Origin of the sequence: Nocardioides sp. YR527 (assembly GCF_900101045.1) — a bacterium.
Taxonomy (GTDB): Bacteria; Actinomycetota; Actinomycetes; order Propionibacteriales; family Nocardioidaceae; genus Nocardioides.
Map to the genome: position 1 here is coordinate 828,028 of NZ_FNFN01000003.1, position 23,657 is coordinate 851,684.

Annotated in this window: 27 protein-coding genes and 1 pseudogene; 10 read left to right on the forward strand and 18 right to left on the reverse strand. The window is 69.5% G+C overall.

Annotated features, from left to right (window positions below; translation table 11 throughout):
* Window positions 1-93 precede the first annotated feature (93 nt).
* The 6 genes from BLT25_RS12545 (at window position 94) to BLT25_RS12570 (ending at window position 7,267) form a co-directional block, all read left to right on the forward strand.
* Entirely contained in the window at window positions 94-609 is a 516-nt protein-coding gene (locus BLT25_RS12545) for a (2Fe-2S)-binding protein (protein ID WP_091046113.1), read from the forward strand.
* On the forward strand, window positions 606-2,999 hold the full coding sequence (locus BLT25_RS12550; RefSeq protein ID WP_091046115.1) for a xanthine dehydrogenase family protein molybdopterin-binding subunit: 2,394 nt from the start codon (window positions 606-608) through the stop codon (window positions 2,997-2,999). Before BLT25_RS12545 ends, BLT25_RS12550 begins: the two co-directional genes overlap by 4 nt.
* A gap of 2 nt (window positions 3,000-3,001) precedes the next feature.
* Window positions 3,002-3,856, forward strand: a complete 855-nt coding sequence (locus tag BLT25_RS12555; protein WP_091046117.1) for an FAD binding domain-containing protein — start codon at window positions 3,002-3,004, stop codon at window positions 3,854-3,856.
* A gap of 3 nt (window positions 3,857-3,859) precedes the next feature.
* Window positions 3,860-4,546, forward strand: coding sequence for an SRPBCC family protein (locus BLT25_RS12560; protein WP_091046120.1), 687 nt, complete (start codon window positions 3,860-3,862; stop codon window positions 4,544-4,546).
* Between the two features lie 107 nt (window positions 4,547-4,653).
* A complete protein-coding gene (locus BLT25_RS12565) occupies window positions 4,654-6,135 on the forward strand; it encodes a flavin-containing monooxygenase (RefSeq protein WP_091046122.1) in 1,482 nt (493 codons plus the stop codon).
* A gap of 163 nt (window positions 6,136-6,298) precedes the next feature.
* Window positions 6,299-7,267: an AraC family transcriptional regulator gene (locus tag BLT25_RS12570; protein ID WP_091046125.1), complete on the forward strand. Its 969-nt coding sequence runs from the start codon at window positions 6,299-6,301 to the stop codon at window positions 7,265-7,267.
* 42 nt (window positions 7,268-7,309) lie between these two features.
* Here the strand turns inward: BLT25_RS12570 and BLT25_RS12575 are convergent, their stop codons facing one another.
* From BLT25_RS12575 to BLT25_RS12605, 7 genes are all read right to left on the reverse strand, one after another.
* On the reverse strand, window positions 7,310-8,041 hold the full coding sequence (locus BLT25_RS12575) for a tetratricopeptide repeat protein (RefSeq protein ID WP_091046127.1): 732 nt from the start codon (window positions 8,039-8,041) through the stop codon (window positions 7,310-7,312).
* Complete coding sequence (locus tag BLT25_RS12580; protein WP_091046129.1) at window positions 8,038-8,940, reverse strand: vWA domain-containing protein; 903 nt, start codon at window positions 8,938-8,940, stop codon at window positions 8,038-8,040. Before BLT25_RS12580 ends, BLT25_RS12575 begins: the two co-directional genes overlap by 4 nt.
* Window positions 8,937-10,025 carry a VWA domain-containing protein gene (locus BLT25_RS12585; RefSeq protein WP_091046131.1) on the reverse strand — a complete coding sequence of 363 codons (1,089 nt, stop codon included), beginning with the start codon at window positions 10,023-10,025 and terminating at the stop codon, window positions 8,937-8,939. The genes BLT25_RS12580 and BLT25_RS12585 overlap by 4 nt, the downstream gene beginning before the upstream one ends.
* On the reverse strand, window positions 10,016-10,519 hold the full coding sequence (locus BLT25_RS12590) for a hypothetical protein (protein ID WP_091046134.1): 504 nt from the start codon (window positions 10,517-10,519) through the stop codon (window positions 10,016-10,018). Before BLT25_RS12590 ends, BLT25_RS12585 begins: the two co-directional genes overlap by 10 nt.
* Window positions 10,506-11,333, reverse strand: a complete 828-nt coding sequence (locus BLT25_RS12595) for a DUF58 domain-containing protein (RefSeq protein ID WP_176883825.1) — start codon at window positions 11,331-11,333, stop codon at window positions 10,506-10,508. Before BLT25_RS12595 ends, BLT25_RS12590 begins: the two co-directional genes overlap by 14 nt.
* A gap of 85 nt (window positions 11,334-11,418) precedes the next feature.
* Complete coding sequence (locus BLT25_RS12600) at window positions 11,419-12,432, reverse strand: AAA family ATPase (RefSeq protein ID WP_176883828.1); 1,014 nt, start codon at window positions 12,430-12,432, stop codon at window positions 11,419-11,421.
* Window positions 12,433-12,504: 72 nt separating this feature from the next.
* The gene (locus BLT25_RS12605; protein ID WP_091046139.1) at window positions 12,505-13,122 is read right to left on the reverse strand and encodes an alpha-ketoglutarate-dependent dioxygenase AlkB; all 618 of its coding nucleotides are present in this window, start codon (window positions 13,120-13,122) and stop codon (window positions 12,505-12,507) included.
* 89 nt (window positions 13,123-13,211) lie between these two features.
* Here BLT25_RS12605 and BLT25_RS12610 point away from each other — a divergent pair, with 89 nt between their 5' ends.
* Entirely contained in the window at window positions 13,212-13,982 is a 771-nt protein-coding gene (locus BLT25_RS12610) for a GntR family transcriptional regulator (protein ID WP_256328564.1), read from the forward strand.
* 14 nt (window positions 13,983-13,996) lie between these two features.
* Here the strand turns inward: BLT25_RS12610 and BLT25_RS12615 are convergent, their stop codons facing one another.
* Window positions 13,997-14,347, reverse strand: a complete 351-nt coding sequence (locus tag BLT25_RS12615; protein WP_091046327.1) for a hypothetical protein — start codon at window positions 14,345-14,347, stop codon at window positions 13,997-13,999.
* Between the two features lie 73 nt (window positions 14,348-14,420).
* Between BLT25_RS12615 and BLT25_RS12620 the strand changes: the two genes are divergently transcribed.
* Window positions 14,421-14,678, forward strand: coding sequence for a DUF4031 domain-containing protein (locus tag BLT25_RS12620; RefSeq protein WP_091046148.1), 258 nt, complete (start codon window positions 14,421-14,423; stop codon window positions 14,676-14,678).
* A gap of 62 nt (window positions 14,679-14,740) precedes the next feature.
* Here BLT25_RS12620 and BLT25_RS12625 read toward each other — a convergent pair whose 3' ends face one another.
* The 9 genes and pseudogenes from BLT25_RS12625 to BLT25_RS30700 form a co-directional block, all read right to left on the reverse strand.
* Window positions 14,741-15,985 (reverse strand): MFS transporter, encoded by a 1,245-nt coding sequence (locus tag BLT25_RS12625; RefSeq protein ID WP_091046330.1) that lies wholly within the window; start codon window positions 15,983-15,985, stop codon window positions 14,741-14,743.
* A gap of 40 nt (window positions 15,986-16,025) precedes the next feature.
* Complete coding sequence (locus tag BLT25_RS12630) at window positions 16,026-16,643, reverse strand: HD domain-containing protein (protein ID WP_256328565.1); 618 nt, start codon at window positions 16,641-16,643, stop codon at window positions 16,026-16,028.
* Window positions 16,644-16,660: 17 nt separating this feature from the next.
* Entirely contained in the window at window positions 16,661-17,857 is a 1,197-nt protein-coding gene (gene serA, locus BLT25_RS12635) for a phosphoglycerate dehydrogenase (protein WP_091046152.1), read from the reverse strand.
* Between the two features lie 74 nt (window positions 17,858-17,931).
* Window positions 17,932-18,789: a L,D-transpeptidase family protein gene (locus BLT25_RS12640; protein WP_256328566.1), complete on the reverse strand. Its 858-nt coding sequence runs from the start codon at window positions 18,787-18,789 to the stop codon at window positions 17,932-17,934.
* Between the two features lie 123 nt (window positions 18,790-18,912).
* Window positions 18,913-19,569 carry an exonuclease domain-containing protein gene (locus BLT25_RS12645; RefSeq protein WP_176883830.1) on the reverse strand — a complete coding sequence of 219 codons (657 nt, stop codon included), beginning with the start codon at window positions 19,567-19,569 and terminating at the stop codon, window positions 18,913-18,915.
* 58 nt (window positions 19,570-19,627) lie between these two features.
* Window positions 19,628-20,047, reverse strand: a complete 420-nt coding sequence (locus tag BLT25_RS12650) for a hypothetical protein (RefSeq protein ID WP_091046157.1) — start codon at window positions 20,045-20,047, stop codon at window positions 19,628-19,630.
* Between the two features lie 27 nt (window positions 20,048-20,074).
* A complete protein-coding gene (locus BLT25_RS30690) occupies window positions 20,075-20,371 on the reverse strand; it encodes a DUF2087 domain-containing protein (RefSeq protein ID WP_091046158.1) in 297 nt (98 codons plus the stop codon).
* Window positions 20,368-20,643: a DUF1731 domain-containing protein gene (locus BLT25_RS30695; protein ID WP_371113338.1), complete on the reverse strand. Its 276-nt coding sequence runs from the start codon at window positions 20,641-20,643 to the stop codon at window positions 20,368-20,370. The genes BLT25_RS30690 and BLT25_RS30695 overlap by 4 nt, the downstream gene beginning before the upstream one ends.
* 115 nt (window positions 20,644-20,758) lie before the next feature.
* A pseudogene (locus BLT25_RS30700) lies at window positions 20,759-21,391 on the reverse strand (NAD-dependent epimerase/dehydratase family protein); the annotation flags it as partial.
* Between the two features lie 173 nt (window positions 21,392-21,564).
* Here BLT25_RS30700 and BLT25_RS12665 point away from each other — a divergent pair.
* On the forward strand, window positions 21,565-22,086 hold the full coding sequence (locus tag BLT25_RS12665; RefSeq protein WP_143033730.1) for a hypothetical protein: 522 nt from the start codon (window positions 21,565-21,567) through the stop codon (window positions 22,084-22,086).
* Entirely contained in the window at window positions 22,083-22,706 is a 624-nt protein-coding gene (locus tag BLT25_RS12670) for a TetR/AcrR family transcriptional regulator (protein ID WP_091046163.1), read from the forward strand. Before BLT25_RS12665 ends, BLT25_RS12670 begins: the two co-directional genes overlap by 4 nt.
* A gap of 6 nt (window positions 22,707-22,712) precedes the next feature.
* Here the strand turns inward: BLT25_RS12670 and BLT25_RS12675 are convergent.
* Window positions 22,713-23,657: HNH endonuclease signature motif containing protein (locus BLT25_RS12675; RefSeq protein ID WP_091046165.1), on the reverse strand; the 945-nt coding region annotated here is incomplete at its 5' end.

The following is a 23,657-nucleotide window of genomic DNA, read 5'->3' on the forward strand; positions in this document are numbered from 1 at the left end:
AACGGGTACGCCAACCCAGCAGCCAACCGGAGCCCAACCCTGCGCGTCCTACTGTGATCTGGCCCACACAGTGACGTCTGGCAGGGAGACAACATGGCCCGGATCAGCATGCGCGTCGACGGTATGAAGGTCACCGACGACGTCGAACCGCGAACGCTGCTCGTGCAGTACCTTCGCGAAGGACTCGGCAAGACCGGCACGGTGATCGGTTGCGACACCAGCAACTGCGGCGCCTGCACGGTCCATCTCGACGGTGACTCGGTGAAGTCGTGCAACGTGCTCGCGGTCCAGGCCGACGGGTGCGAGGTGACCACGATCGAGGGCCTCGCCGACACGGTCGAGAGCGACCTCCACCCCGTCCAGGAAGCATTCCGCGAGTGCCACGGGCTGCAGTGCGGATTCTGCACGCCGGGGATGATCATGCAGTCCGTCGACCTGCTCAAGCGCAACCCTCAGCCCAGCGAGGAAGAGATCCGCGAGGGCATCGAGGGCAACCTGTGTCGCTGCACGGGCTACCACAACATCGTCCGCGCGGTGCAGTACGCCAGTGGCCACCTGGCCACCGCCGCCAACCCGCGCGGCGCCACCGAGGAGGTGGACGCGCTGTGACCGCCGTCGACGCTCGTCCGGAGCAGACCAACGAGATCGGCCGCGACCGGCGCCGCAAGGAGGACGCGCGCCTGATCACGGGACGGACCCGCTGGACCGACAACATCAACCTGCCCGGGATGCTGCACCTCGCGATGGTGCGAAGCCCCTTCGCCCACGCCCGGATCACCGGCATCGACACCAGCGCCGCGGAGGACTCCGAGGGCGTGGTGACCGTGCTGGCCGCCAAGGACTTCGACGAGAGCCTCGGCGTCTGCATCAACGCCTGGCCGATCACGCCCGACCAGAAGACGCCGGCCCATCCGCCGATCGCCATCGACCGGGTCACCTTCGCCGGTGAGATCGTCGCGATCGTGGCCGCCCGGTCCGCGGCCGCGGCCCGTGACGCCGCCGAGCTGGTCGAGGTCGACTACGAGGAGCTCCCCGCGGTCGTCTCCCTCGAGGAGGCGGTCAAGGACGAGGTGCTCGCGCACCCCGACCTCGGCACCAACAAGTCCGCCCTGTGGGTCTTCGACAGCGCCCAGGCCGGCACCGGCGGCAACGTCGACGAGGCGATCGCCTCCGCGAAGAGCGACGGCATCGTCATCGAGCGCACCTACCGCCAGCAGCGGCTGATCCCCGCCTTCATGGAGCCCCGCAGCGTGGTGTGCGACCCGACCGGGGAGCAGATCACCGTGTGGAGCGCCACCCAGATCCCGCACATCCTGCGGTTCGCGTTCGCCGCGACCACGGGTGTGCCCGAGTCGAAGATCCGGGTGATCGCCCCCGACGTCGGCGGCGGCTTCGGTGGCAAGCTCCAGCAGACGCCCGAGGAGATGATCGTCTTCGCGATGGCTCGCCGGCTCGGCAAGCCGGTGAAGTACACCGAGACCCGCTCCGAGTCGCTGCTCTCCGCCCACCACGGCCGCGACCAGATCCAAAAGCTGACCCTCTCGGCCACCAAGGACGGCCAGGTCACCGGCCTCAAGGTCGAGCTCGACGCCAACCTGGGGGCGTACGTCGCCATCGTCGGCGGCGGTGTCCCGGTGCTCGGCGCGTTCATGTTCAACGCGATCTACAAGTTCCCGGCCTACCAGTTCAATTGCCAGACGGTGCTCACCAACACCACCTGGACCGACGCCTACCGCGGCGCGGGGCGGCCGGAGGCGACGTACGCCATCGAGCGGCTGATGGACGAGCTGGCCGCCGAGGTCGGGGTCGACCCCCTCGAGATCCGGGAGAAGAACTGGATCAAGCACGAGGAGTTCCCGTTCACGACCATCGCCGGCCTGACCTACGACTCCGGGAACTACGAGGCGGCGACCGCCAAGGCGAAGGAGATGTTCGGCTATGACGCGCTCCGGGCCGAGCAGGCCGAGCGTCGCGCCAACAACGACCCGGTCCAGCTCGGCATCGGCATCTCCACCTTCACCGAGATGTGCGGCCTGGCTCCGTCCCGGGTCCTCGGCAGCCTCGACTACGGCGCCGGCGGCTGGGAGCACGCTCAGGTGCGACTGACGCCGACCGGCAAGGTCGAGGTCATCACCGGTGCCAGCGCGCACGGGCAGGGGCACGAGACCGCGTTCAGCCAGATCGTGGCGGACCGTCTCGGCGTACCCTTCGAGGACGTCGAGGTGCTCCACGGCGACACCCAGATCGCGGCCAAGGGCTACGACACCTACGGGTCCAGGTCGCTGGTCGTGGGTGGCGAGGCGCTGGTGCGGGCCGCCGACAAGGTGCTCGAGAAGGCCAAGCCGATCGCGGCCCACCTGCTCGAGGCGAGCGTCGACGACATGGAGTTCACCGGAGGCAGGTGGACGGTGCGCGGCACCGACCAGGGCATGTCCATCGGCGAGCTGTCCACGGCGGTCTTCGCCGCGCACAACCTGCCCGACGGTGTCGAGGCCAACCTCGACTCCGAGGCCACCTTCGACCCGGAGAACTTCAACTTCCCGCACGGCACCCACCTGTGCGCGATGGAGGTCGACACCGAGACCGGGCAGGTGAAGATGCGGAAGTACGTCTGCTGCGACGACATCGGCAACATCATCAACCCGCTCATCGTCGCAGGTCAGGTGCACGGTGGACTCGTCCAGGGCATTGCCCAGGCGCTGTGGGAGGACGCGGTCTACGACGACGCCGGCACGCTCGTGTCGGGCTCGTTCGTCGACTACCTGCTCCCGACCGCCGCCGACACGATCAGCTTCGAGATCGACCACACCACCTCACCGGCGACCACCAACACGCTCGGCACCAAGGGTGTCGGCGAGGCCGGCACGATCGCCTCCACGCCGGCCGTGGTCAACGCGGTCGTCGACGCCATCCGCCCGCTCGGCATCAACGACATCGAGATGCCGTGTACGCCCGAGCGGGTCTGGCGAGCCATCAACTCTGCTCAGAAGGGAGCCTGAGGATGATTCCCGCATCGTTCGACTACGTCGCCCCGACCACGGTCGAGGAGGCGCTGGCCGCCCTCGCGCAGTACGGCGACGAGGCCAAGATCATCGCCGGCGGGCAGAGCCTGCTGCCGGTGCTGAGGATGCGCCTCAACGCCCCGGAGTGGGTCATCGACCTCGGTCGCATCGACTCCCTCAAGGGCGTACGCGACGAGGGTGCCTCGATCCTGATCGGCGCCATGACGCGCCACTGCGACGTCGCGACCGATCCTCTGGTCGCCGAGCACGCGACCCTGGTCGCCCGTGCCACGGCGACGGTCGCAGACGAGCAGGTACGCCACCGCGGCACGTTCGGTGGCGCGCTCGCCCACGCCGACCCGGCGGGCGACCTCGGAGCCCCGGCCCTGGCCCTGGACGCCGAGTTCGTCATCGCCGGGCCGGCCGGCGAGCGGGTCGTCCCGGGGTCGGAGTTCTTCCAGGGGCTCTTCGAGACGGCCGTCTCCGAGGACGAGCTGCTCGTCGGCGTACGGATCCCGAAGCACACCGGATGGACGGCCCACTACGAGAAGTTCGTCCGGGTCGCCCACCAGTGGCCGATCTGCGCGGTCGGCGCGACCCTCAAGGTCTCCGGTGGCGTGATCGAGGGTGCGGCGATCGGTCTCACCAACATGGGCGCGACCCCGCTGCGGGCCGCCGGCGTCGAAGCCGCCCTGGTCGGCCAGCAGGCCACCGAGGAGGTCGTACGCAACGCCGCGGCCCTGGCCGCGGACGGCGCCGAGCCGCCCTCCGACCTCAACGGTGATGCCGACTACCGGCGTCATCTGGTCATGGTCCTGACCCGGCGCGCCATCACGAAGGCCCTCGGGGGCTGAGGCGTGGACCTGACGCACGAGTTCACGGTTCCGACCTCGGTCGAGGAGACCTGGGACAGCTTCTTGGACATCGGCTCGCTCGCCGAGTGCTTCCCGGGAGCCCAGGTCACCTCGGCCGAGGGCGACACCTTCACCGGCACGGTGAAGGTCAAGCTCGGCCCGATCGCCATGGTCTACGCCGGCTCCGGCACCTTCGTCGAGAAGGACGAGGCCGCCCGCCGCCTGGTGGTCGAGGCCAAGGGACGCGACAAGCGCGGCAACGGCACCGCCGGCGCCAACGCCACCTTGACGATGGCCCCGGAGGGCACCGGTACGAAGGTCGAGATCGTCACCGATCTCGCCGTCACCGGCAAGCCCGCCCAGTTCGGCCGCGGGGTGATGCAGGACGTCTCCGACAAGCTGCTCGGCCAGTTCGTCGCCTGCCTGGAGTCCAAGTCGGCTCCGGCCGCGGAGCCCGCCGCCGCTGAGGAGCCGTCGGGTGAAGCAAGTCCCGAACCTTCGGAGGCTGTCACCCCGGCGGGGGCATCCGCTCCGCGGGCCGCGGAGCCGAAGCACGCTCAGCAGCCCGAGGCGATCGACCTCGGCGCCACGGTCGTACCGGTGCTGATCAAGAACTACGGCAAGAAGATCGCCATCGGGGTAGCCGTGATCGCGGCGGTGGTGATCGGCTACAAGCTCCTGCGAGGTTGAACCCGTCGCGCAAACCGGATACCACCCGCGCAACGCGGATAGCGAGGGCCGTCCGACCTCTCTAGCGTTTCCATGACGCAGACCCCACTGCGAGAGGAAACAGAAAAGTGAAGATCGCGGTCATCGGTGCCGGGTTCGCAGGCGTTGCCTCGGCCAAGGTGCTCACCGAGCTCGGTCATGACGTGACCGTCTACGAGAAGGCCCCGGACATCGGCGGCGTCTGGAGCCGGACCCGTCGCTACCCGGGCCTGACGACGCAGAACAACAAGGACTCCTACACGCTCTCGGACCTGAGGATGCCGAAGGTGTTCCCCGAGTGGCTCAGTGGCGAGCAGGTGCAGAGCTATCTCGAGATGTACGTCGAGAAGTACGAGCTCACCCCGATGATCAAGCTCTCGACCGAGGTGCGGAGTGCCCAGCCGGCTGGAGGGGGCGGCTGGGACATCGTCCTCGCGGGTGCGGACGGCGAGACGACCGAGCACCACGATCATCTGATCGTGGCAAGCGGCGTCTTCTCGGAGCCGTTCGCCCCTGCGTACGACGGGGTCGAGGAGCTGGAGGCCGCCGGCGGCCGGATCCTGGCGGCCAGCGAGCTGCTCGACCTGGAGACCGTCAAGGGCAAGAACGTCGTGGTCGTCGGCTACGGCAAGTCGGCCTGCGACGTGGCCGTCGAGATCGCCAAGGAGGCGGCCTCGACCACCGTCGTCGCGCGCCAGCTGCTGTGGAAGATGCCCCGCAAGATCAAGGGCGTCCTCAACTACAAGGTGCTGCTGCTCACTCGCATGGGGGAGGGACTCTTCCCCTACCAGAGCATCCGCGGGGCCGAGAAGGTCCTGCACGCGGGCGGCTCGAAGATGGCCGGTTCGATGGTCGGCAGCGTCGAGTCGGTCACCAGCAGCCAGCTCAAGCTGAAGAAGCTCGGGCTGCTGCCCAAGGGCCAGTTCACCGACATCGCTCGCTCGACGGTCTCGCTGGCCACCGAGGGCTTCTTCGAGGGCGTCGAGGCCGGGGACATCGCCGTCGAGCGTGACACCGAGATCGCCGCTTTCGTCACCAAGGACGGCAAGCCGTACGCCGAGCTCGCCAACGGGCGCGCGGTGCCCGCCGACGTCGTGGTGACCGCGACCGGCTTCAAGCAGGAGCTGCCGTTCTTCTCCGAGGAGATCCAGGACCAGCTCACCGACGACAACGGCGACTACCAGCTCTACCGTCAGATCCTCCCGCTGGGCGTGAAGGACCTGACCTTCGCCGGCTACAACTCCTCGTTCTTCTCGCCGCTCTCGGCCGAGATGAGCGCCGTCTGGATCGGCTCGCACCTCGGTGGCGGCCACGAGGTCCCGCCGGTGGAGGAGATGGAGGCCCACGTCACCGAGCGGTTGGCCTGGATGCGGGAGCGCACCGACGGCCACCACGCCCGCGGCACCAACATCATCCCGTTCTCGATGCACAACATCGACGAGGTTCTCGGTGACGTCGGCATCGACGTCAGCAAGCGGGTCAAGGCAGTGCAGTGGTTGCTACCCATCAACCCGAAGGCGTACGCCTCCATCACTCCCAGACTCGTGGAGAAGCTGGCAGCGAGGAGCTAGTACGGCGAGATGCCGGTACTCCTGGGTGGGACCGGCATCTCGTTCGGGTCTGGGACCGGACCCAGGCCGGGACTTTTGGCAGTGATTGCGCCGCGTTCGCGTCGACGCGGCGGCGGCTCCGCTACGCTCTTCGGTCAATCGAGCCGCGCGCCAGGAGCCTGCCTTGCCCCGTCCCCTGCTGGGTCGCCACACCGTTGTCGCCACCACTGACGTGGACCAGGCCAGAGAAGCCGTAGCCGAACGGTTCTGTGCTCATTACCTGGCGCTGACCAAGGCTGGTTCCCACCTCGACATGGTGCACAACGCCGCGCCGCTGGGCGAGGACGTGATGCTGAACTACATGCGCTACGGCGACGAGGTGCGGATCACCCCCGGCACCTTCGACGACTTCTACCTGATCCAGCTCCCGCTGGCCGGCACCGCCAAGGTCAAGGTGGGGGAGCAGGTCGTCCTCGCCGACCGCACCCGCGCCTCGATCGGCTCGCCGACCGAGGCGGTCGACATGCTCTGGTCCGACGGCTGCGAGAAGCTTCAGGTCTACATCCGGCGCAGCGCCGTCGAGGAGGCGGCCGCAGGTATCGGCGGCTCCGGGCCGGTGGTCTTCGACCCCACGCTCGACCTCGGCCGGCCCGAGGTGCGCGACTGGCTGAAGATGGTGCGGCTGGCCTACGACAACGTCGAGGCCGGGGGCTCGCTGATGAGCTCGCCGCTGGTGGCCGCCCCCTACGAGCAGGCGCTCATCGGGGGACTGCTGACGGTGCAGGCGAACACGTCCCTGGAGATCGTCTCCGAGAACGTCACGCCCACGATCTCCCGAGCCGTACGCATGGCAGTGGACCTCCTCGAGGCCCACCCCGAGCGCCCGTGGAAGGTCGCCGAGCTGGCTCTGGCGGTCGGAGTCTCCACCCGCACGCTGCAGGAGGCGTTCCAGCGCGACCTCGACACCACCCCGCTGGAGTACTGGCGACGGACCCGGCTCGACCGTGCCTACACCGACCTGCTCACCGCCGACGCCACCGCCACCTCGGTCACCCAGATCGCCGCCCAGTGGGGCTTCTTCCACCTCGGCCGGTTCTCCCAGGCGTACCGGGCGCAGTTCCAGGAGCTCCCGTCTCAGACGCTCATGCGCTGAGGATCACCACTGGGGCTCACCACTGGGACTCACCACTGGGACTCACCACTGGGGCTCGTCGCTGAACCCGCCGTAGTCGTCGAGGTCGGCGTCGTCGCGGCGGTAGTCCTGACCGTCACCGTTGCGCCGGTCGAGCTTGTCCTCCTTCTCGTCCTGGCTCTGGGGCTCCTCGGGCGGGTCTTCCTGCTCGTTGGGCTTGATCCGCACCTTCGGGGTCAGCTTCTCCTTCAGGCGCTCCTCGACGGACTCGCCCTGCTGGGACTGCTCGGGGCCCTGGCCGGCGTCGGTGGGGCAGTCGCCCTCACGCAGGGTGGCCAGCGCCTCCTCGTAGGCCGCCTTCGCTCCGGCTTGGTCGCCGGCGTCCCGGGCGCGGTCGCCGATCGCCTCCTGGGTCAGCGACATGTTGATGCGTACGGTGCACTCGTGGTCCTCGGGCACGCGCTCCAGAGCCTCGCCGTAGTAGGCGATCGCACGGGCGTTCTCGCCGAGGAGGAAGGCCGCGTTGCCGGCGTCGAAGTGGGCGATCCACGGCTGCAGGAAGTTGAGGTCGCGGTTGGCCGAGTAGTGCTCCATCGCGGTCGCGGCGTCGCGTACGTCCCAGGCGTCCCGGCCGCCGCGGTCGTGGTGATCCATCAGGATCACCTTCCCCAGGAAGGCGAGGCCGATCACCACCGGCACGATCCCGGCGAGCAGCAGCGCGCGCCGCACCTGCTCGCGAGGAGTGCGTAGCGGCTGCGGCTCGGTCGAGTCGACAGGTGTCTCGGTGAGGGTCATGCCAACACCTCCTCGGCCTCGTGTGCACGGCGGCGATGGCCCCACAGCTCCCACAGCAAGAGTGCCAGGAGCGGGAAGCCGAAGATCCAGGCCCGGGACGTCTCGCCGCCGGCGGAGGTCTCCTCGGTGAGCATCTCGGAGTCCCAGGTCGAGGCCTCCGTGGTGATCTCCTTGGTCTCCTTCGTCGTGCGGTGAAGCGTCTGAAGACCCATCTGACCTGCGATCTCGCGCAGGTTGGCGAGGTCGATCCGGGAGCGGGCGTCCTGGCCCTCGCCGTTCTTGAGGTAGCCGTCCTGGGGACGTTCGTCGTCCCAGGGCATCCGACCGCCCTCCTCGGTGCCGTAGCCGAGCACCACTCCACCGGCCGAGAGGTCGTCGACCTCGGCGAACGACTGCTGGTCGACGCCCTCGCGGGTGTTCTCGCCGTCGGAGGCGAACACCACGATCCGGCGCCGCTCGGGGAAGCGCTCCTGGTCACGCTCGAGGGCGTCGATGACCACGTCGCGTGGGGCGTCGACCATCGAGCCGGACCCGTCGAAGGCCCGCTCGGCGTAGAGCCCGTCGACCCAGGCATTGAAGGCGGTGGTGTCGTAGGTGAACGGCATCTCGGTGCGGACGACCTCGCCACCGAAGGTGATCGCGCCGAACCGCACCGATGGCAGCGCGGCCGAGAGCGCCTTGAGGTCCTTCTTGAGCTGGGTTATCCGGGCCTCGCCGCCGGGGGCGTCCTCGGCGACCATCGACCGGGTCCGGTCGACCACGACCAGGACGTCGAGGTCGGCCGTACGCATCTCCGCAGGTGCCGCGCCCCAGGTCGGTCGCACCAGGACGACGACGGTGAGCAGGACGATCAGCACGCGGCGTACGAGGGTGAGGATCTGCCATCCCAGAGCGCTCATCGACCCACCTCGCTCCGTGGTGGGGTCTGCTGGGTCGGCTGGGTCTGCTGGGGCCACGCGACAGGCGGGGTCGGCCGGGAGCCCGGGGAGAGCCTTCCGGAGCGGATCAGGGCGTAGACCCACCCGGCGATCAGCATGAGGACCCCGACGACGATCGTGACGATCGGCCAGCCGGGAGCGTCACGGATCTGGTACTTCGGCGGCTCGACGACCTCATCGGCGGAGAGCCGGTCGATGCCGGCCAGGATCGACTCGATCGACCCGTCGTCGCCGAGCAGCGAGAAGGTGCCGCCGGTGTCGGTCATCGCCTTGTCGAAGGTGGCGCGCTTGTCCTCTTGGAAGCTGAGGTCGGCCGAGCCGATGCCGTAGAGCTGGACGTCGCGCTCCTTGGCGAACTCGGTGGCCTCGGGCAACGTGTAGACCGGCGGGCCGCCCTGCGGGTCGTTGTCGGAGGCGACGATGACCGCCCGGCCGCGCTCGGAGTTGGAGAGGTCGAAGCGCTTGACGCAGGAGACGATGCCGTCGCTGATCAAGGAGGCCCGTTCCTTGCCGAGATAGGTCCCGGCGACGTACTCCTGGTCGCCGAGGGCGAAGGCCCGGCCGGCCCGCGCCAGCTCGTCCTGCACCCAGCCGTAGTCGTCGGTGAGCGGGAAGACGGTCACCGCGGCGTCGCTCCACAGGACCAGGCTGACCCGCTCCCCGTTGAGACCGGCGACGAGCTGGGAGTAGGCCTGGGTGACCTGGGTGTCCTCGTCGAACATCGAGGTCGAGGCGTCCAGGCAGAGCACGATGTCGCGGGTGGAGTAGCGGTTCTGGGTGATGTCGGTGGTCTGCGGCCTGGCGATCAGCCAGATGCAGCCGATCACCGCGAGCGCGATCCCCGCGGTCTGCCACCACGACAGCCACCGCTGCTGGGTCGCGAGCTCGCGGAACCGGGGGAGCCGCTTGAGTCGCGCGGTGTGGGCGACGAGCACCGCGTCGGCCGGGCGGCGATGCACCCGGGCGGCGTACACGACGATGGCGGCGATCGCGATGATGGTGAGGATCAGCACGATCGCGCCGAGAACGGGCCATCTCAGGTCCATGTCGTCACCACCTGGCGGGCCCGGCTCAGCGCCTCGGGGAAGCGCTCGGAGGCCTTGCCCTCCTCCTCGGAGGCGAAGGCGGGCGGGTACATCACCTCGACGGCCATCGCCAGCGGGCGCGTGCGGGGGTCGCTGCGTACGGTCGCCTTCAGGTCGGCGAGGACCATCTTGTCGGCCGGGATCTGGCTGACCTCGGCGACGTAGTCGCGCACGGTGCGGCTCAGGTGCTGGTGACCGACCCGCGCCGGGACGTCGCCGCGATGCACCGCCCGCTCGATCCGGTCGATCTCGGCCAGGTGCTCGGCACGGAGGTCACGCGGCTCGGGCACCCAGGGCGTCTCGACCTCGACGACCGGCTTGCGCTTACGGGTCAGCAGGATGACCACGAGGTAGTAGAGCGCCACCGCGGCGAGAAGCGCGAGCGCGAGCACCAGCCACCAGCCCGAGTGCGCCAGCGGCTGCTGGAACTCCTCGGGGACGCTACCGGCGCGCATGGCGGTGCCTCTCCAGGAGATGGAAGACCGCGCCGATGGCGGTGGTGTCGTCGCGGACGCGCTGGTAGGCGATGCCCAGGCGGTCCAGGGTGCCGCGCAGGCCGTGCTCCTCGGCGGCGGCCAGCTCGGCGTACTGGGCCTGGAGGACCGCGTCGCCGGTGAGCCACCCGGGCAGGGCGGAGACGGTGTCGACGTCGACGGTCGGCGCGCCGCCGGCCACGGCGGTGGTGGGGTCGAGGTCGTCGATCCCAGCGACCAGGACCTCGTGCTGGACGGTGAGTCGGCGCAGGACCGCGGCCATCTCGTCACTGACCGAGTGCTCGTCGGTGACGACGAGCAGGATCGCCCGGCGGCGTACGTTGGTGGCGATGTGGCGCAGGACCGCGACGATGTCGGCCTCGGCGGAATCGGGGGTGATCGCGTCGTGGGCCTGCCCCAGCGCCCGCTCGAGCGCGACCTCGGTGTCGGCGGGCTTGGTGAGCTTCTGGGTCTCGGAGTCGCCGTAGGCGACCGCGACCTTGTCGCCGTGGCGCACGCCCAGCCAGCCGACCAGACCGGCGGTGAAGATCGCCAGCTCGCGCTTGGTCGTGGTGCCGGTCGCCTGGGCCGCCATGCTCCGGCCGGTGGAGATCGCCAGCAGCACCAGATGCTGGCGCTCGGCGGTGAACCGCTTGACCAGCAGGCTCCGGGACCGAGCCGTCGCCTTCCAGTCGATGTCCTTCACGTCGTCGCCGGGGACGTACTCCCGCAGGTCGTGGAAGTCCATGCTGCGGCCGGTCTGGAGGCTGGCGTACTCCCCGTCGAGCAGTCCCACGACCTTACGGTGGGCATGGATCATCAACCGCGTGCGGATCCGGGGAAGGTACGTCGCCATTCTGTGCCTGATTTCCTGGCGCCACTCAGGGGCTCGGGACAGCGCGGACCAGCGCGTCGACCAGCATCTCGGGCTGGACCTTCTCGGCCAGCGCCTCGAAGCTGAGGTGGAGCCGGTGACGCAGGATGCTGTGGCGCAGCTCGCGCACGTCCTCGGGAGTCACGTAGGAGCGGCCGAGCAGCAGCGCCGCCGCTCGCGACGCCTGCAGGAACGCGATCGAAGCACGCGGGGACGCGCCGATCTCGACGTAGGAACCCGTCTCCGGCCCGAGGAGCTGGCGGGCGTTGCGGGTGGCCTGGACGAGGGCGACGATGTAGCGCTTGATCGCCGGGTCGACGTAGACGCGCTTGGTCAGCTCCTGCAGCCAGATCACGTCGTCGGGGTCGGCGACCGGGCGGGTCTCCTCGTGGTCAGGGCCGAGCGTGCCGGCCTCGATGCGCTCCAGGACGACGAGCTCCTCGCCTTCGCTGGGGTAGTTGACGATCTCCTTGAGCAGGAACCGGTCCATCTGCGCGTGAGGCAGGACGTAGGTGCCCTCCTCCTCGATCGGGTTCTGCGTGGCGAGCACCATGAACGGGCGCGGCAGCGGGTGGATGTGGCCGGCGATCGACGTCTGGCGCTCCTGCATCGCCTCGAGCATGGCGCTCTGGGTCTTGGCGGAGGAGCGGTTGATCTCGTCGAGCAGCACGAAGTTGGCGTGCACCGGGCCGAGCTGGGTCTCGAACGCGTGGTTGCGCTGGTCGTAGACCTGGGTGCCGATGATGTCGCTGGGCAGCAGGTCGGGGGTGCACTGGATCCGGGAGAACTGCGCCTTGACGGTCTGGCTCAGCGTGCTCGCGGCAAGCGTCTTGGCCAGGCCGGGCACGCTCTCGAGCAGCACGTGACCCTCGGAGAGGAGCGCGATCAGCAGCGCCGTCCGGAGCCGCTCCTGGCCGACCACACGGCTGCTGAAGGCGGTGCTGACCCGCCCGACGATCTCCTTCGCCCTGGCGATCTCTTCAGCGGACGGCGGGGCGAGGGTTGGTGCGGTGGTGGTCAAGGCGGCTCCAGGGGCGTCGGCTGTCGGTCCCATCCTTTCCTACCAGCGTACGGAACGCATCTGGGGGCCGCCTCAGAACACGTTGCGGGGCCGGAACTGGACCGAGATCCGGGGGCCGGCCGAGGAGACCTTCGGGATGGCGTGCTCCCAGGTGCGCTGGCAGGAGCCGCCCATGACGACGAGGTCGCCGTGCCCCATCTCGATGCTCATGCCCTTGCCGCCTCGCCCTCCGTGGGGGCGGAGGGCGAGGCGGCGGGGGTCGCCGACGGAGACGATCGCGACCATCGTGTCGTCGGTGCGGCCCTTGCCGATCTTGTCGCCGTGCCAGGCGACCGAGTCATGGCCGTTGCGGTAGTAGCAGCAGCCTGCCGTCACGAACGGCTCACCCAGCTCTGGCAGGTAGTGGGCGGTGAGGCGGCCGCGCGCCTCGGCGAGACGGGGGTGGGGCAGCGGGTCGCCCTGCAGGTAGGTGTGCAGGAGTCTCGGCACGTCGACCATCCGGTCGTACATCTGCCGGCGCTCCTCGTGCCACGGGACGTCGTTGACCAGGGCCGCGAAGACGTCGTCGGGATCGGGCAGCCAGCCGCGGGCGATGTCCACCCAGGCTCCGCGGTCCAGATGGGTCCGCTCGTAGGCCGTCTCGGTGGTCTCGTCGTCGGTAGGGGCGAAGAGTGTTCCCTGGAAGTCCACCGTCGTAGCGTACCTCGTGATCGAACACTTGTTCTAGTGAAATCCGGCCGTCTTATTTCGTTGCAGAAGGTCTGCCTCATCTCGTTGCAATGTCACAACTTGACCAAATTCGGGACGTACGCGAGGTGTACACCTACGCTCTGGTCATGGTCCGGTCGGTCGAGGGTGAGCGGTCGCTCAAGCACGTCCAGATCAGGGAGTACGTCCGGGAGCTGGTCGTCGGCGAGAGCCCAGGCGCCTCCGCGCCCTCGGAGCGTGAGCTGGTCCAGAAGTTCAGCGTCGCCCGGGCCACCGTGCGGCAGGCGCTCGACGCGCTCGTCGCCGACGGTCTGCTGGTCCGGATCCCGGGCCGGGGCACCTTCGTCGCGCGCCCGCCGCGGGCGGCGAGCCCGGTGCTCGGGTTCAGCGAGGAGATGGCACGCCGGGGCATGCAGGCATCGTCGGAGACGCTGCTGCTCGGCCGGGAGAAGGCCGGACCCACCATCGCCCGCGCGCTGGGCATCAAGGAGGGCGCGGCCGTCGTCCACTGGCGGCGCCTACGTCGTGGCGACGGGGTGCCGATCTGCATCGAGGACGTCTACCTCGACGAGGCGATCGTGCCCGGGATGCTCGAGCGCACCGCGCCGACCAGTCTCTACGCCGAGCTGGCCACTCGGCAGATGCGACCCTCGTGGGTCGACGACACCTTCCGCGCCGACGTGGCCAACATCGAGGAGGCCACCTTGCTCGGCCTCTCGGTCGGTGTCCCGGTGCTCCGTCGGCAGCGGAAGTCGGTCGCGGGGGACCGCTACGTCGAGGTGTGCCGCTCGGTCTACCGTGCCGACCGCTATGCGCTGCACCTGCAGCTCGGCCCGTCCTGACGTTCCCGGGCCGGTCAGAGGGCACCGAGCGGCGCGACCGCGTCGCCGCTCTCCTCGCAGACCCAGATCGGGTCCGGACCTCCCAGGTCGGGAGTGATGTGGAGCGAGTGCACCGGCGACTCGGGCGGGCATGAGGTGCACACCGGCCAGCGCGCGGCGGCCTCGCCGTCGAAGAGCAGGTCCTGCACGTCCTGGGCGACCAGGCCGGCGACGTACGCCTTGCCCTCCGGCCACTGCTCCACCCACCAGCCGCGCTCGGTCATCGCGTCCTCGAGGGCGGAGACGGCGGCCGCACCGGCGAGTCCGCGGGCATCGAGGTCATGGAGCACCCTCGCCCGAGCCTCGAACAGCACTGTCGTGTTCATCACGAACCATTCTTGCCGACCGGTCAAGGCGGCGACACCAGGAAGGAACTGGGGCATGAGGTAAGAATGCCCCGTGATCCTCATCGACCCGCCGAACGTACCCAGTCGCGGCCGGATGTGGTCTCACCTCGCCAGCGACACCTCCTACGAGGAGCTGCACGCCTTCGCGAGTCGGCTGGGCATCCCGCCCCGAGGCTTCGACCGGGACCACTACGACGTGCCTGCCGAGGCCTACGACGACATGGTCGCGGCGGGTGCCGTCGAGGTCACCTCTCGGGTCCTGGTCTCCGCTCTCCTTGCCGCCGGCCTGCGCCGTCGCAAACCCCGATAGCCGAGGCGTCACGTACGTCGGCCGAGGTGGCATCGCGGTGACGTGTCGGCCTGCGGGAGCGACTACTCGGCCGGCGCGGGCGACTTCTCGCCCGGCGGGAGCGACGCCTCGGCCGGGGTGGACATCCGTCGGGTGGTGAGCCAGATGGCCGCCGCGATCAGCAGGCCGAGGCCGCCGCCGAGGACGAAGCCGCCCTGCCAGCCGATCAGGTCGATGGCGAAGCCGGCGGTGGGGGCGCCGACGGCGCTGCCGAGCGTGATGGCAGAGCCGTGCCAGCCCATCACCTCGCCGCGTACGGTCGAGGGGACGCTGCTGGTGATCGCCTCGAGCGCGGCGGTCAGGGTCGGGGCGCAGAAGAAGCCGCTGAGCAGGAGCAGCACGGTGAACGAGATGGGGTCCCAGGCGAACGCGGTCAGCACCGTCGTCGCGCCCAGCAGGACGAGCATCACCGCGGTCGAGGGGTGGCTGTTGAGGGCGCCGTAGATGAGCGCGCCGAGCAGCGAGCCGAGCGCCCACATCGCCATGACGAGCCCGAGCAGGGCGGTGCGGTCGAAGTCGCGCATCGCGGCCACGGTGCCGAGGTCCTCGGCGATGAGGATGAGCGAGGCGGTGAACGTGCCGGCGAGCAGGAGTACGACGCCCGGGTTCACCCACGAGGGGAGGCCGAAGCGGCGCCTCGGCGAGCCGGCGTCACTGCGGACGGCGTCGCTCGGGAGGGTCGGCTCGCCCTCGGTGATCATCGGGTTGAACAGCCACAGCACGACCGCTGCGGCGATGCCGAGCCACTGGATCAGCAGCAACGCCCAGGAGGTGCCGAAGTAGCTGGCGCCCAGGACGCCGATGACCGGACCGACCATGAACCCGAGCTCGGTCATGATCGCGTCGGCGCTGAGCGCGGCGGTGCGCTGCCCGGGCCCGACCGAGCGGAGCATCACCTGGCGCACGATCGAGAACGACGGGACGGTCAAGAGACCCGCGATGGCGACCAGTGCGAGCAGCGGCAGGTAGCCGACCCAGGGGGCGATCGACCAGGCGATGGGGAGAACGGCCAGCGGCAGCAGAAGCGTACGTCGCAGGCCGAGGCGGTCGAGGAGCCGACCGAGCCAGGGCGCGGAGATCGCCATCGCGATCGCGAGGACCGTCGAGACGAGTCCGGCCTCGGCGTAGGAGCGGTCCAGCGGGCCGACCACGTGAAGGGTCACGATGACTGCCGAGGCGGGCATCGGAATTCGCAGGAACAGACCCAGCACGAGGATGCGGCGTACGTCGGGAAGCCGCCACAGGTCGGCGTAGGTCTGGAAGCTCACCACGAGATTCTGTCACCGGTGAGCGGTGCTTCACTAATCGTTATTGGTCAGATGACAGGTATGTGGTCAGGGTCTCCATCTCGGCCGAGATGTTGGCCCGTGCGGCGGCCTCCCAGCTGATCCTGGCGAAGGGTGTCGAGAAGAGCGACTCCTTCTCCAGCAGCCGCTCCAGGACCTGGGCGCGACCGGCGCGGAACTCCTCGTCGGACAGGTGCTGATACTCCTCGCGGACGGTCGCGGCGTACTCCGCATAGCGCTCCGCCGGCGCGGCGAGGATCGCCAGGTCGGCGTCGCAGAGCACCCGGCCGCTGCGGTCATCGGGCGCAGGGTCGTGGGTCTCGGTCAGCCGCACCAGCCGGACCACCTCGGCGACCGCGTCGACATCCAGGTGGGCGGCCAGCGCGTCCTCGGCCCAGGTGGCCGAACGCTCCTCGGCGTCCCGCTCGCCGTCGTAGACGGAGTCGTGGAAGAACGCCGCCAGGGTGACCGTCAGCGGGTCGAAGCGCTCTCCCTCCGCCCGCAGCTCCTCGATCCGGTCCAGCACCTCGGTGAGGTGCCGGCGGTCGTGATAGCGGCGGGTCGGGTCGTCGTACGCTGCCAGGACATCACCGAGAAGGTCGGTCGCCGCTGGCAGCGGCCAATGTTGCGGGAGCTCCATGAGCCAGAACGCTAGCGTCAGGCGTGGTAGGCGCGCACCCACCTGGTGTGCGGGTTGGCCGTGATCTTCTCGAGCGTCGTCGCAGGTACGTCGGTCACGTCGGTGACCACGAAGCCGGTCTCGCCGGCGGTGGCGAGGTATTGGCCGGTCACGTTGACGCCCTCGGCGGCGAGCAGGGCGTTGAGCTCGGCGAGCACACCCGGAACGCTGTCGTGCAGCAGCGCGAGGCGCGCACCCGCGGCCAGCGGCGGCGGCTGGACCGCGGGGAGATTGACGCTCAGCGCGGTCGACCCGGAGCCGACGAAGTCGCGCAGCTTGCCGGAGACGAACCAGCCGATCTCCTCCTGGGCCTCCTGCGTCGAGCCGCCGACGTGCGGGGTCAGGATGACGTTGTCGAGGCCCTGCAGCGGGCTCTCGAAGGCGTCGCCCTGGGCCTTCGGCTCGATCGGGAAGACGTCGAGCGCGGCGCCGGCGATGTGGCCGGACTCGATGTGCTTGCGCAGCGCGTCGTTGTCGACCAGGAAGCCGCGCGCGGCGTTGATGAACAGCGAGCGCGGCTTCATCTTCGCGAACTCCTCCTCGCCGAACATGCCCAGGTTGCCCGGGCGTCCGTCGATGTGGATGGAGACCACGTCGGCCTCGGCCAGGAGCGCGTCGAGGGACTTCATCCGGCGCGCGTTGCCGTGGGCCAGCCGGTCGGCGATGTCGTAGAAGATGACGTAGAACCCCAGCGCCTCGGCGACGTTGGACAGCTGGGTGCCGATGTTGCCGTAGCCGATGATGCCGAGCGTGCGGCCGCGGACCTCGTGGGAGCCCTTCGCGGACTTGTCCCAGACGCCGGCGTGCATCTTCTCGGTCTTCTCCGGCAGCCTTCGGGCCAGGGAGATGATGTAGCCGATGACCAGCTCGACGACCGAGCGGGTGTTGGAGTACGGGGCGTTGAAGACGGCCACGCCGCGCTCGGCGGCTGCGGCCAGGTCGACCTGGTTGGTGCCGATGCAGAAGCAGCCGATCGCCTTGAGGTCGGTGGCCGCGTCCAGGACCCGCGGGGTGATGTGGGTGTTGGATCGGATGCCGAGCAGCGTCACGCCCGGAAGGTCGGCCACCAGCTCGTCCTCGGAGAGGGACTTGCTGCGCAGCTCGACCTCGAAGCCGGCCTTCTCGAGGTTCTCGACAGCGACGGGATGGATGTTCTCCAGGAGCAGCGCCTTCATGGCTCAAGGGTAAGACTCCGGACGTACGCCTCCTCAATCCTGCCCGAGGGCCGGACGTCAGCTCGCGGAGGTCCTCAGGACCAGTAGATGACGACCCCGTCGCCGATGTTCACCTGGTCGTAGAGCGAGGTGATGGCGGCGTAGTCGCGTACGTTCACGCAGCCGTGGGAGGCGCCGTTGTAGCCGTTGGCGGCGAAGTCGGGGGAGTAGTGGACCGCCTGGCCGCCGGAGAAGAACATCGCGAACGGCATCGGGGTCTTGTAGATCGAGGAGACGTGGTCGCGGCTCTTGGCGAAGACCGAGAACCGACCCTCCCGGGTGGGCAGCTCCTGCGAGCCGAACCGGACCTCGACGCTCGTCTGGACGGTGCCGCCGACGACCCAGCGCAGCACCGAGGTCGACTTGTCGATGCACATCACCCGGCCGGTCAGGCAGCGCGGGTCGAGCTTGCCGGCGGGCACCGGCGGCGGCGCGTCGGTCAGCTCGGCCTCGGTCGGCTCGCGGGTCATCGCGTGCAGCCGGTCGAGCGTGGTCTGGTCCACGAAGCCGGTGACCGCGATGCCGCGCTTGGCCTGGAAACCGGAGACTGCCTCGGTGGTGACATTGCCGTAGAACCCGGTCACGCCCGCGTTGAACCAGCCGATCTGCTTCAGGCGCGCCTGCAGGTCACGTACGTCGTCACCGCTGTCACCCTTGCCGAAGAGCCGCGGGCCCGAGGTCGGGGACGGCTTCGGCTCGGGCTTCGGCCTCGCGCTGGGCGATGGGGTCGGCGTGGCGCTCGGCGATGCCGAGGGGCTTGCGGAGGAGGAGCCCGCGGCCGGCGAGGCTGTCGCCTCGGGCGCAGGCGCGGCGTCCGGTTCCACGGCGCAGGCCGCGAACGTCGTTGCCAGGAGGGCGGCGAGCGCCCCGGCGATCATTCCCCGCATGACCATCTTCATCGCCTCGCTTCGGACCAGGGCCCTCGAGATTGAATCGGGCTGACGACATACTGATGTCCGAACCGGGTCCTCCGGTTGCATTTCTGCGGGAAATGTCCCGGATGGTGGGACGATCTCTCAGCGATAGGGCTGCCGGAAGCGGCTGAACCAGCGGCGCAGGGTCCGCTTCAGCCGCTGTCGCGAGGTGTTGCACTCCACCAGCGGCAGGGCGAGACCGGCCCGGTCGGCGTCGGCCAGCTCACGCAGCAGGATCTCCGCGGCCACCCGAGTGTCGTCACCCGCGTCGTGGGCCTTCAGCTGCTCGACCGCGTAGTAGGCCGCAATGGTGGCCAGTGACTTGTCCGGCACCTCCAGCGCGAGCGCCTTCGCGAACCGCATCGTGCACAGCCACTCCAGGACCTCGAGGCGCACGCCGGCACGGTCCGACTCCACGGCCACGAACGTCCAGTCGAACGGGGCGTTGTGGGCCACGAAGACCCGGCCGGCGAGGCGCTGGGCGATCGTGGCGGCGACGTCCCGGAAGGCTGGGGCGCCGGCGAGGTCGGCACTGGTCAGGCCGTGGACCTCGACCGGGCCCGGGTCGACGCCGGCGCCGGGATTGACCAGCGTCTCCCATTCCGACTCGGCGGTGCCGTCGGCGGCGATCTGGCGGATCGCCACCTGGATCACGCGGTCGCGGTAGGGGTCGAGCCCGGTCGTCTCGACGTCCAGGACCGCGTAGCCCTGTCGATGGCGCCGGGCTTCGCTTCGGCCGCGTGAATCGGTGGTGGTCACAAGGCTGACCGTATCGGTGAGCACCGACAGTCCCGGCCCGGTGTCCCTGCGGGCGGAGCTAGCCCGACACCACGCCCAGAGCCACGATGCCGACGATGAAGAGCAGCAGGACGGCCATCAGGAGGACGAATCCGAGGACTCCTGGCTTGCGCTGCTTCTCGTGGCCGATGGCACCCTTGCTGAACCCGGTCAGTGGCGTGGCGTAGAAGACCGGAACGGTCTGGCCCTCAGCGACGTCGAAGCTCAGCGACGCCTTGCCGAACTTCCAGGTCCACTGGGCGTACATCTCGACGTTCCAGTGTCCCGGTGGCACGGGGAAGACGTTCCGGCCGTACTGCGTCGGCATCTGGTGACCGTTGAGCAGCACCGTCGGCACGATCATGTTCGAGGTCATGTGGCTGCCCTGGATGGTCAGGTCGATCCACCCCGCGGGCGGGTGTCCGGGCACTTGCTGGCCCGACTGTTCCGGCATCGTCATGCGGCGAATCATGCCCGATCCGCACAGTCAGATGTCGACGCTCCCGCCGTCCCGCCAGTAGAAGCCGCCCTCGCGCATCATGAACCCCTCCTCGTGGAGGTAGCGGCGCAGCGCGGCGACGTCCTCGTGGAACCGCCCGAGGATCTCGTTGACCTCGCGCTCGGGGTAGACCTTCCCGAGCTCGAAGGACTGCGCGAGCTCGTTGAGCACCACCAGCTTCTTGACGTGCTTGGACGGGATCGTCAGCAGCCGCCCGTCCTTGCCGAAGAACCGTCTCAGGGTCTCGGCGTCGTCGGGTCGGGGCTGCCAGGTCGCGCGGGTCATCCCTCCATCGTGGTCGACGCGGCCGGGCGATGCGACTGGTTTGTCCGGCCGGACCTCCGCCTCCGGGCGCGGGCGACGAGGTCGTGGGCGGCGGGCTCCCAGGTGGCGTACTCGAACTCGAAGCCCGCATCCAGCAGCCGGCCCGGTACGACCCGGCGGCTCTTGAGGAGCAGCTCGGTGTCCGAGCGCATCGCCCAGGCGCCGATCTCCGCCATCCAAGCGGTCGCGGGCAGCCCGAACGGCATCCCGGCCTCGGCGCGCAGCGCACGCATCAGGTCGCGTTGGGGCAGTGGGTCCCGGTGCTGCCGTGTTCACCGGCCCGGAGATGTCGTGGCGTTCGATGAGCAGGTCGCAGGCGCGTACGAAGTCCGCCTCGTGGATCCAGGAGACGAACTGCCTGCCTCCGGCGACCGGCCCACCGAGGCCGAGTCGGGCCATGGCGAGGAGTACGTCGAGGACACCGCCCTGGTCAGGGCTCATCACCATCGCCGAGCGGAGCGCGACCTTGCGGGTGCCGGGGGTGTCCGCGGCGGCCTGCTCGGCCTCCCATCGCTTGGCGATCCGCGTCGAGAACTCCCAGTAGGCCGGTACGCCCGGCTCCTCGCCGCCGATGATTCCGGTGGCCTCGTCGTTGGGTGCGTCGAAGCGGTGGGCGTAGATCGTCGCGGTGCTCATCTGGAGCCAGACGGGCGGCGGCGCGGCCGCCCTCCTGATCGCCTCCCCGACCACGCGGGTCGACTCGACCCGCGAGTCCATCATCTGCTTCAGGTTGGCGTCGGTGTAGCGGCAGTTGACCGTCCGTCCCGCGAGGTTCACCACCGCATCCGCGCCGTCGATCTCGTCCGCCCAGGGACCGATCGTTCGGCCGTCCCAGGCGAGATGACGTACGCCGGGTTCCAGCTGCTCGGGACGGCGGGAGAGCACCACGACCTCATGGCCGCGCGCGCTCCAGGCACGCCGCAGGATGCCTCCGACCTGGCCGGTCCCTCCGGGGATGAGGATCTTCATGGGAACGACCATATGACCTATTTGAGCGGTCGCTCAAGGGATGCGCTACCTTGAATTTGAGCAATCGCTCAAATGGCTTGAAGGAGGCGTACGTGGCTGGTGGGGTGTGTGCTCTGTTCTGGGCCTTTCTTCGGGGATGGTTCTTCGGAGTCGTGCTCGGGTTGGTGATGGGTGGCTCGGTCGGGATGCTGCTGGTCCCGGTGCTCGGCCCGGTCTTCGGCGGAGTGACCGGAGCCGTTATGGGGGCGATGACCGGGCTGCCCTTCGCGGTTCTGATGGCTCCGGTGTCGCTGTTTCCGCCCTCGTCGTTCGCTGACCGAGCCTGGCCGGCGATCGTTGCCGCGGGACTGTCGTTCGTGCTGTTCAGTGAGGTCATGTTCTCGGGGGCGAACCTGGATGTCGCGGAGGATCTCGCCATCTTCGTCGGCATGGCTGCCGCAGCCGGACTGATCGCGGGAATCTTCGGTCGCGCGATCACCCGACGCGCGCGGATCCGGGCGCTGCGTACGCCTGAGAACTCCGTCTACTTTGCGTTGGCGGGAACGCTGGTGTCGACTGCTCGATTCGTGACGCTGGAAGGATCGGTCGATGCCGGGCCGTGGATCGCCTTGCTGTGCGTGGTCGTAGGCTTCGTCAGCGGCGGCATACTCGGTCTCGTCCTGATCGGCTACAACCTGCTCGTCACCAAGGAGCCCGCCGCAGAATGAACCCCACCAAGGCCAAGCTGATGCTGGCGGTGACCGACCTGCTCAAGGAGGACGGGATCGCGGGACTCTCGGCGCGGGCGATCGCCGCTCGGGCGGAGGTCAACCAGGCGCTGGTCTTCTACCACTTCGGCACGGTCATGGACCTGGTCGACCAGGCGTGCCGGGCGGCGACGGACGAGGCGGCGGCGTCCTACCGCGACGAGCTCGCCGAGGTGACCTCGCTGAGCGAGCTGCTGGAGCTCGGTCGGGGGCTCCACGAGCGGGAGCGGGCCGCCGGCAACATCACGGTGATGGCTCAGCTCCTGGCCGGTGCGCAGCGGGACAAGACGCTGGCCGAGACAGCGCGCTACGCGTTGGGCCGGTGGAACGACGAGGTCGAGGCCGCGGTCGCTCGTGCTCTGGAGGGCAGTCCGGTCGAAAGTGTGGTCGACGCGCCTGGGCTGTCGCGCGCGATCAGCTCGGCATTCATCGGCCTGCTCATGTACGACGGCGTCGACCGCCCCGGCGCCGAGTCGGCCTTCGCGTCGCTCGAGCAGCTCGGGGCGCTCGTCGAGGTCATCGAGGATCTCGGGCCTGCGGCTCGGCTCGTCCTTCGCGCTCGGCTCAAAGGCCGCGGCTAGAACCATCTATGTGCGTCGGGTGAAGCGGATGTCGCCGTTGGGGAGTCGTTCGTGGAGGTAGGCGTCGTCGTGGGCGCGGTGGTGGTGATGGGAGCAGAGCAGGGCAGCGTTGTCGAGGTCGGTAACACCGCCTTGGGCCCAGGCGATCCAGTGGTGGGCTTCGGCCCAGGTGCCGGGGATGTCGCAGCCCTCGGCTTCGCAGGTTGCTGACCTGAGCAGGAGGGCGCGGCGTTGGGCGGCGGTGAAGAAGCGTTCCTTGCGGCCGAGGTCGAGGACCTCGGAGGCGCCGCCGAGGACGGCCGGGATGATGTTGGCGGTGCAGGCCAGGCGGCGTGCCTCGGCGGCGGTGATCGGGGACCCGCCGAGGATCTGGGCGATGCCGGCCTCCTTGCGGAGCTGATCCAGGTCGATGGTCACGATCACAGTGGTCGCGTCCCCGCCGTGGATCGGCAGGCGGGCCGGGTCGAGGGTCTCCAGCAGCTGGCACAACGCGCGTCCCAGGCGGCGGTCGTAGGGCAGGTACTCGCCGGTCTCGGTGCGGACACCGTCATCGCGCCGCGGTGAGGCGAAGGCCTCGAGGTTGGTGGCCAGCCGGTCCGCGGCCGCATCCGGGACCACCGCCGCGATCCGGGTGGTGCCATCCCCCAGACGCCGCATCGCCAGGCGGGTCTTCTTCCTCGCGTGGGCTTCCTCGGCGGCGAGGCGTCGGGCTTCTTCGGCCTCGGCGATCTCGGGGGCGATGACGTCGAGGATCCGGCGCCCCAGACGACGCAACTGGGTGGGGTCGAACCGGGTCGCGTAGGCGACCAGCGCTTCTTCGGCCTTGGTCTTGATCTCGGGATCGAGATCGGCGGGGAGGTCGTCGAGGGCATTCACGATGACGTGGGCCTGGGCCGGGTTGCAGTCCCCGGCCCGCATCGCGGCCGCGACCAGTGCGTAGGAGCGGTCGAG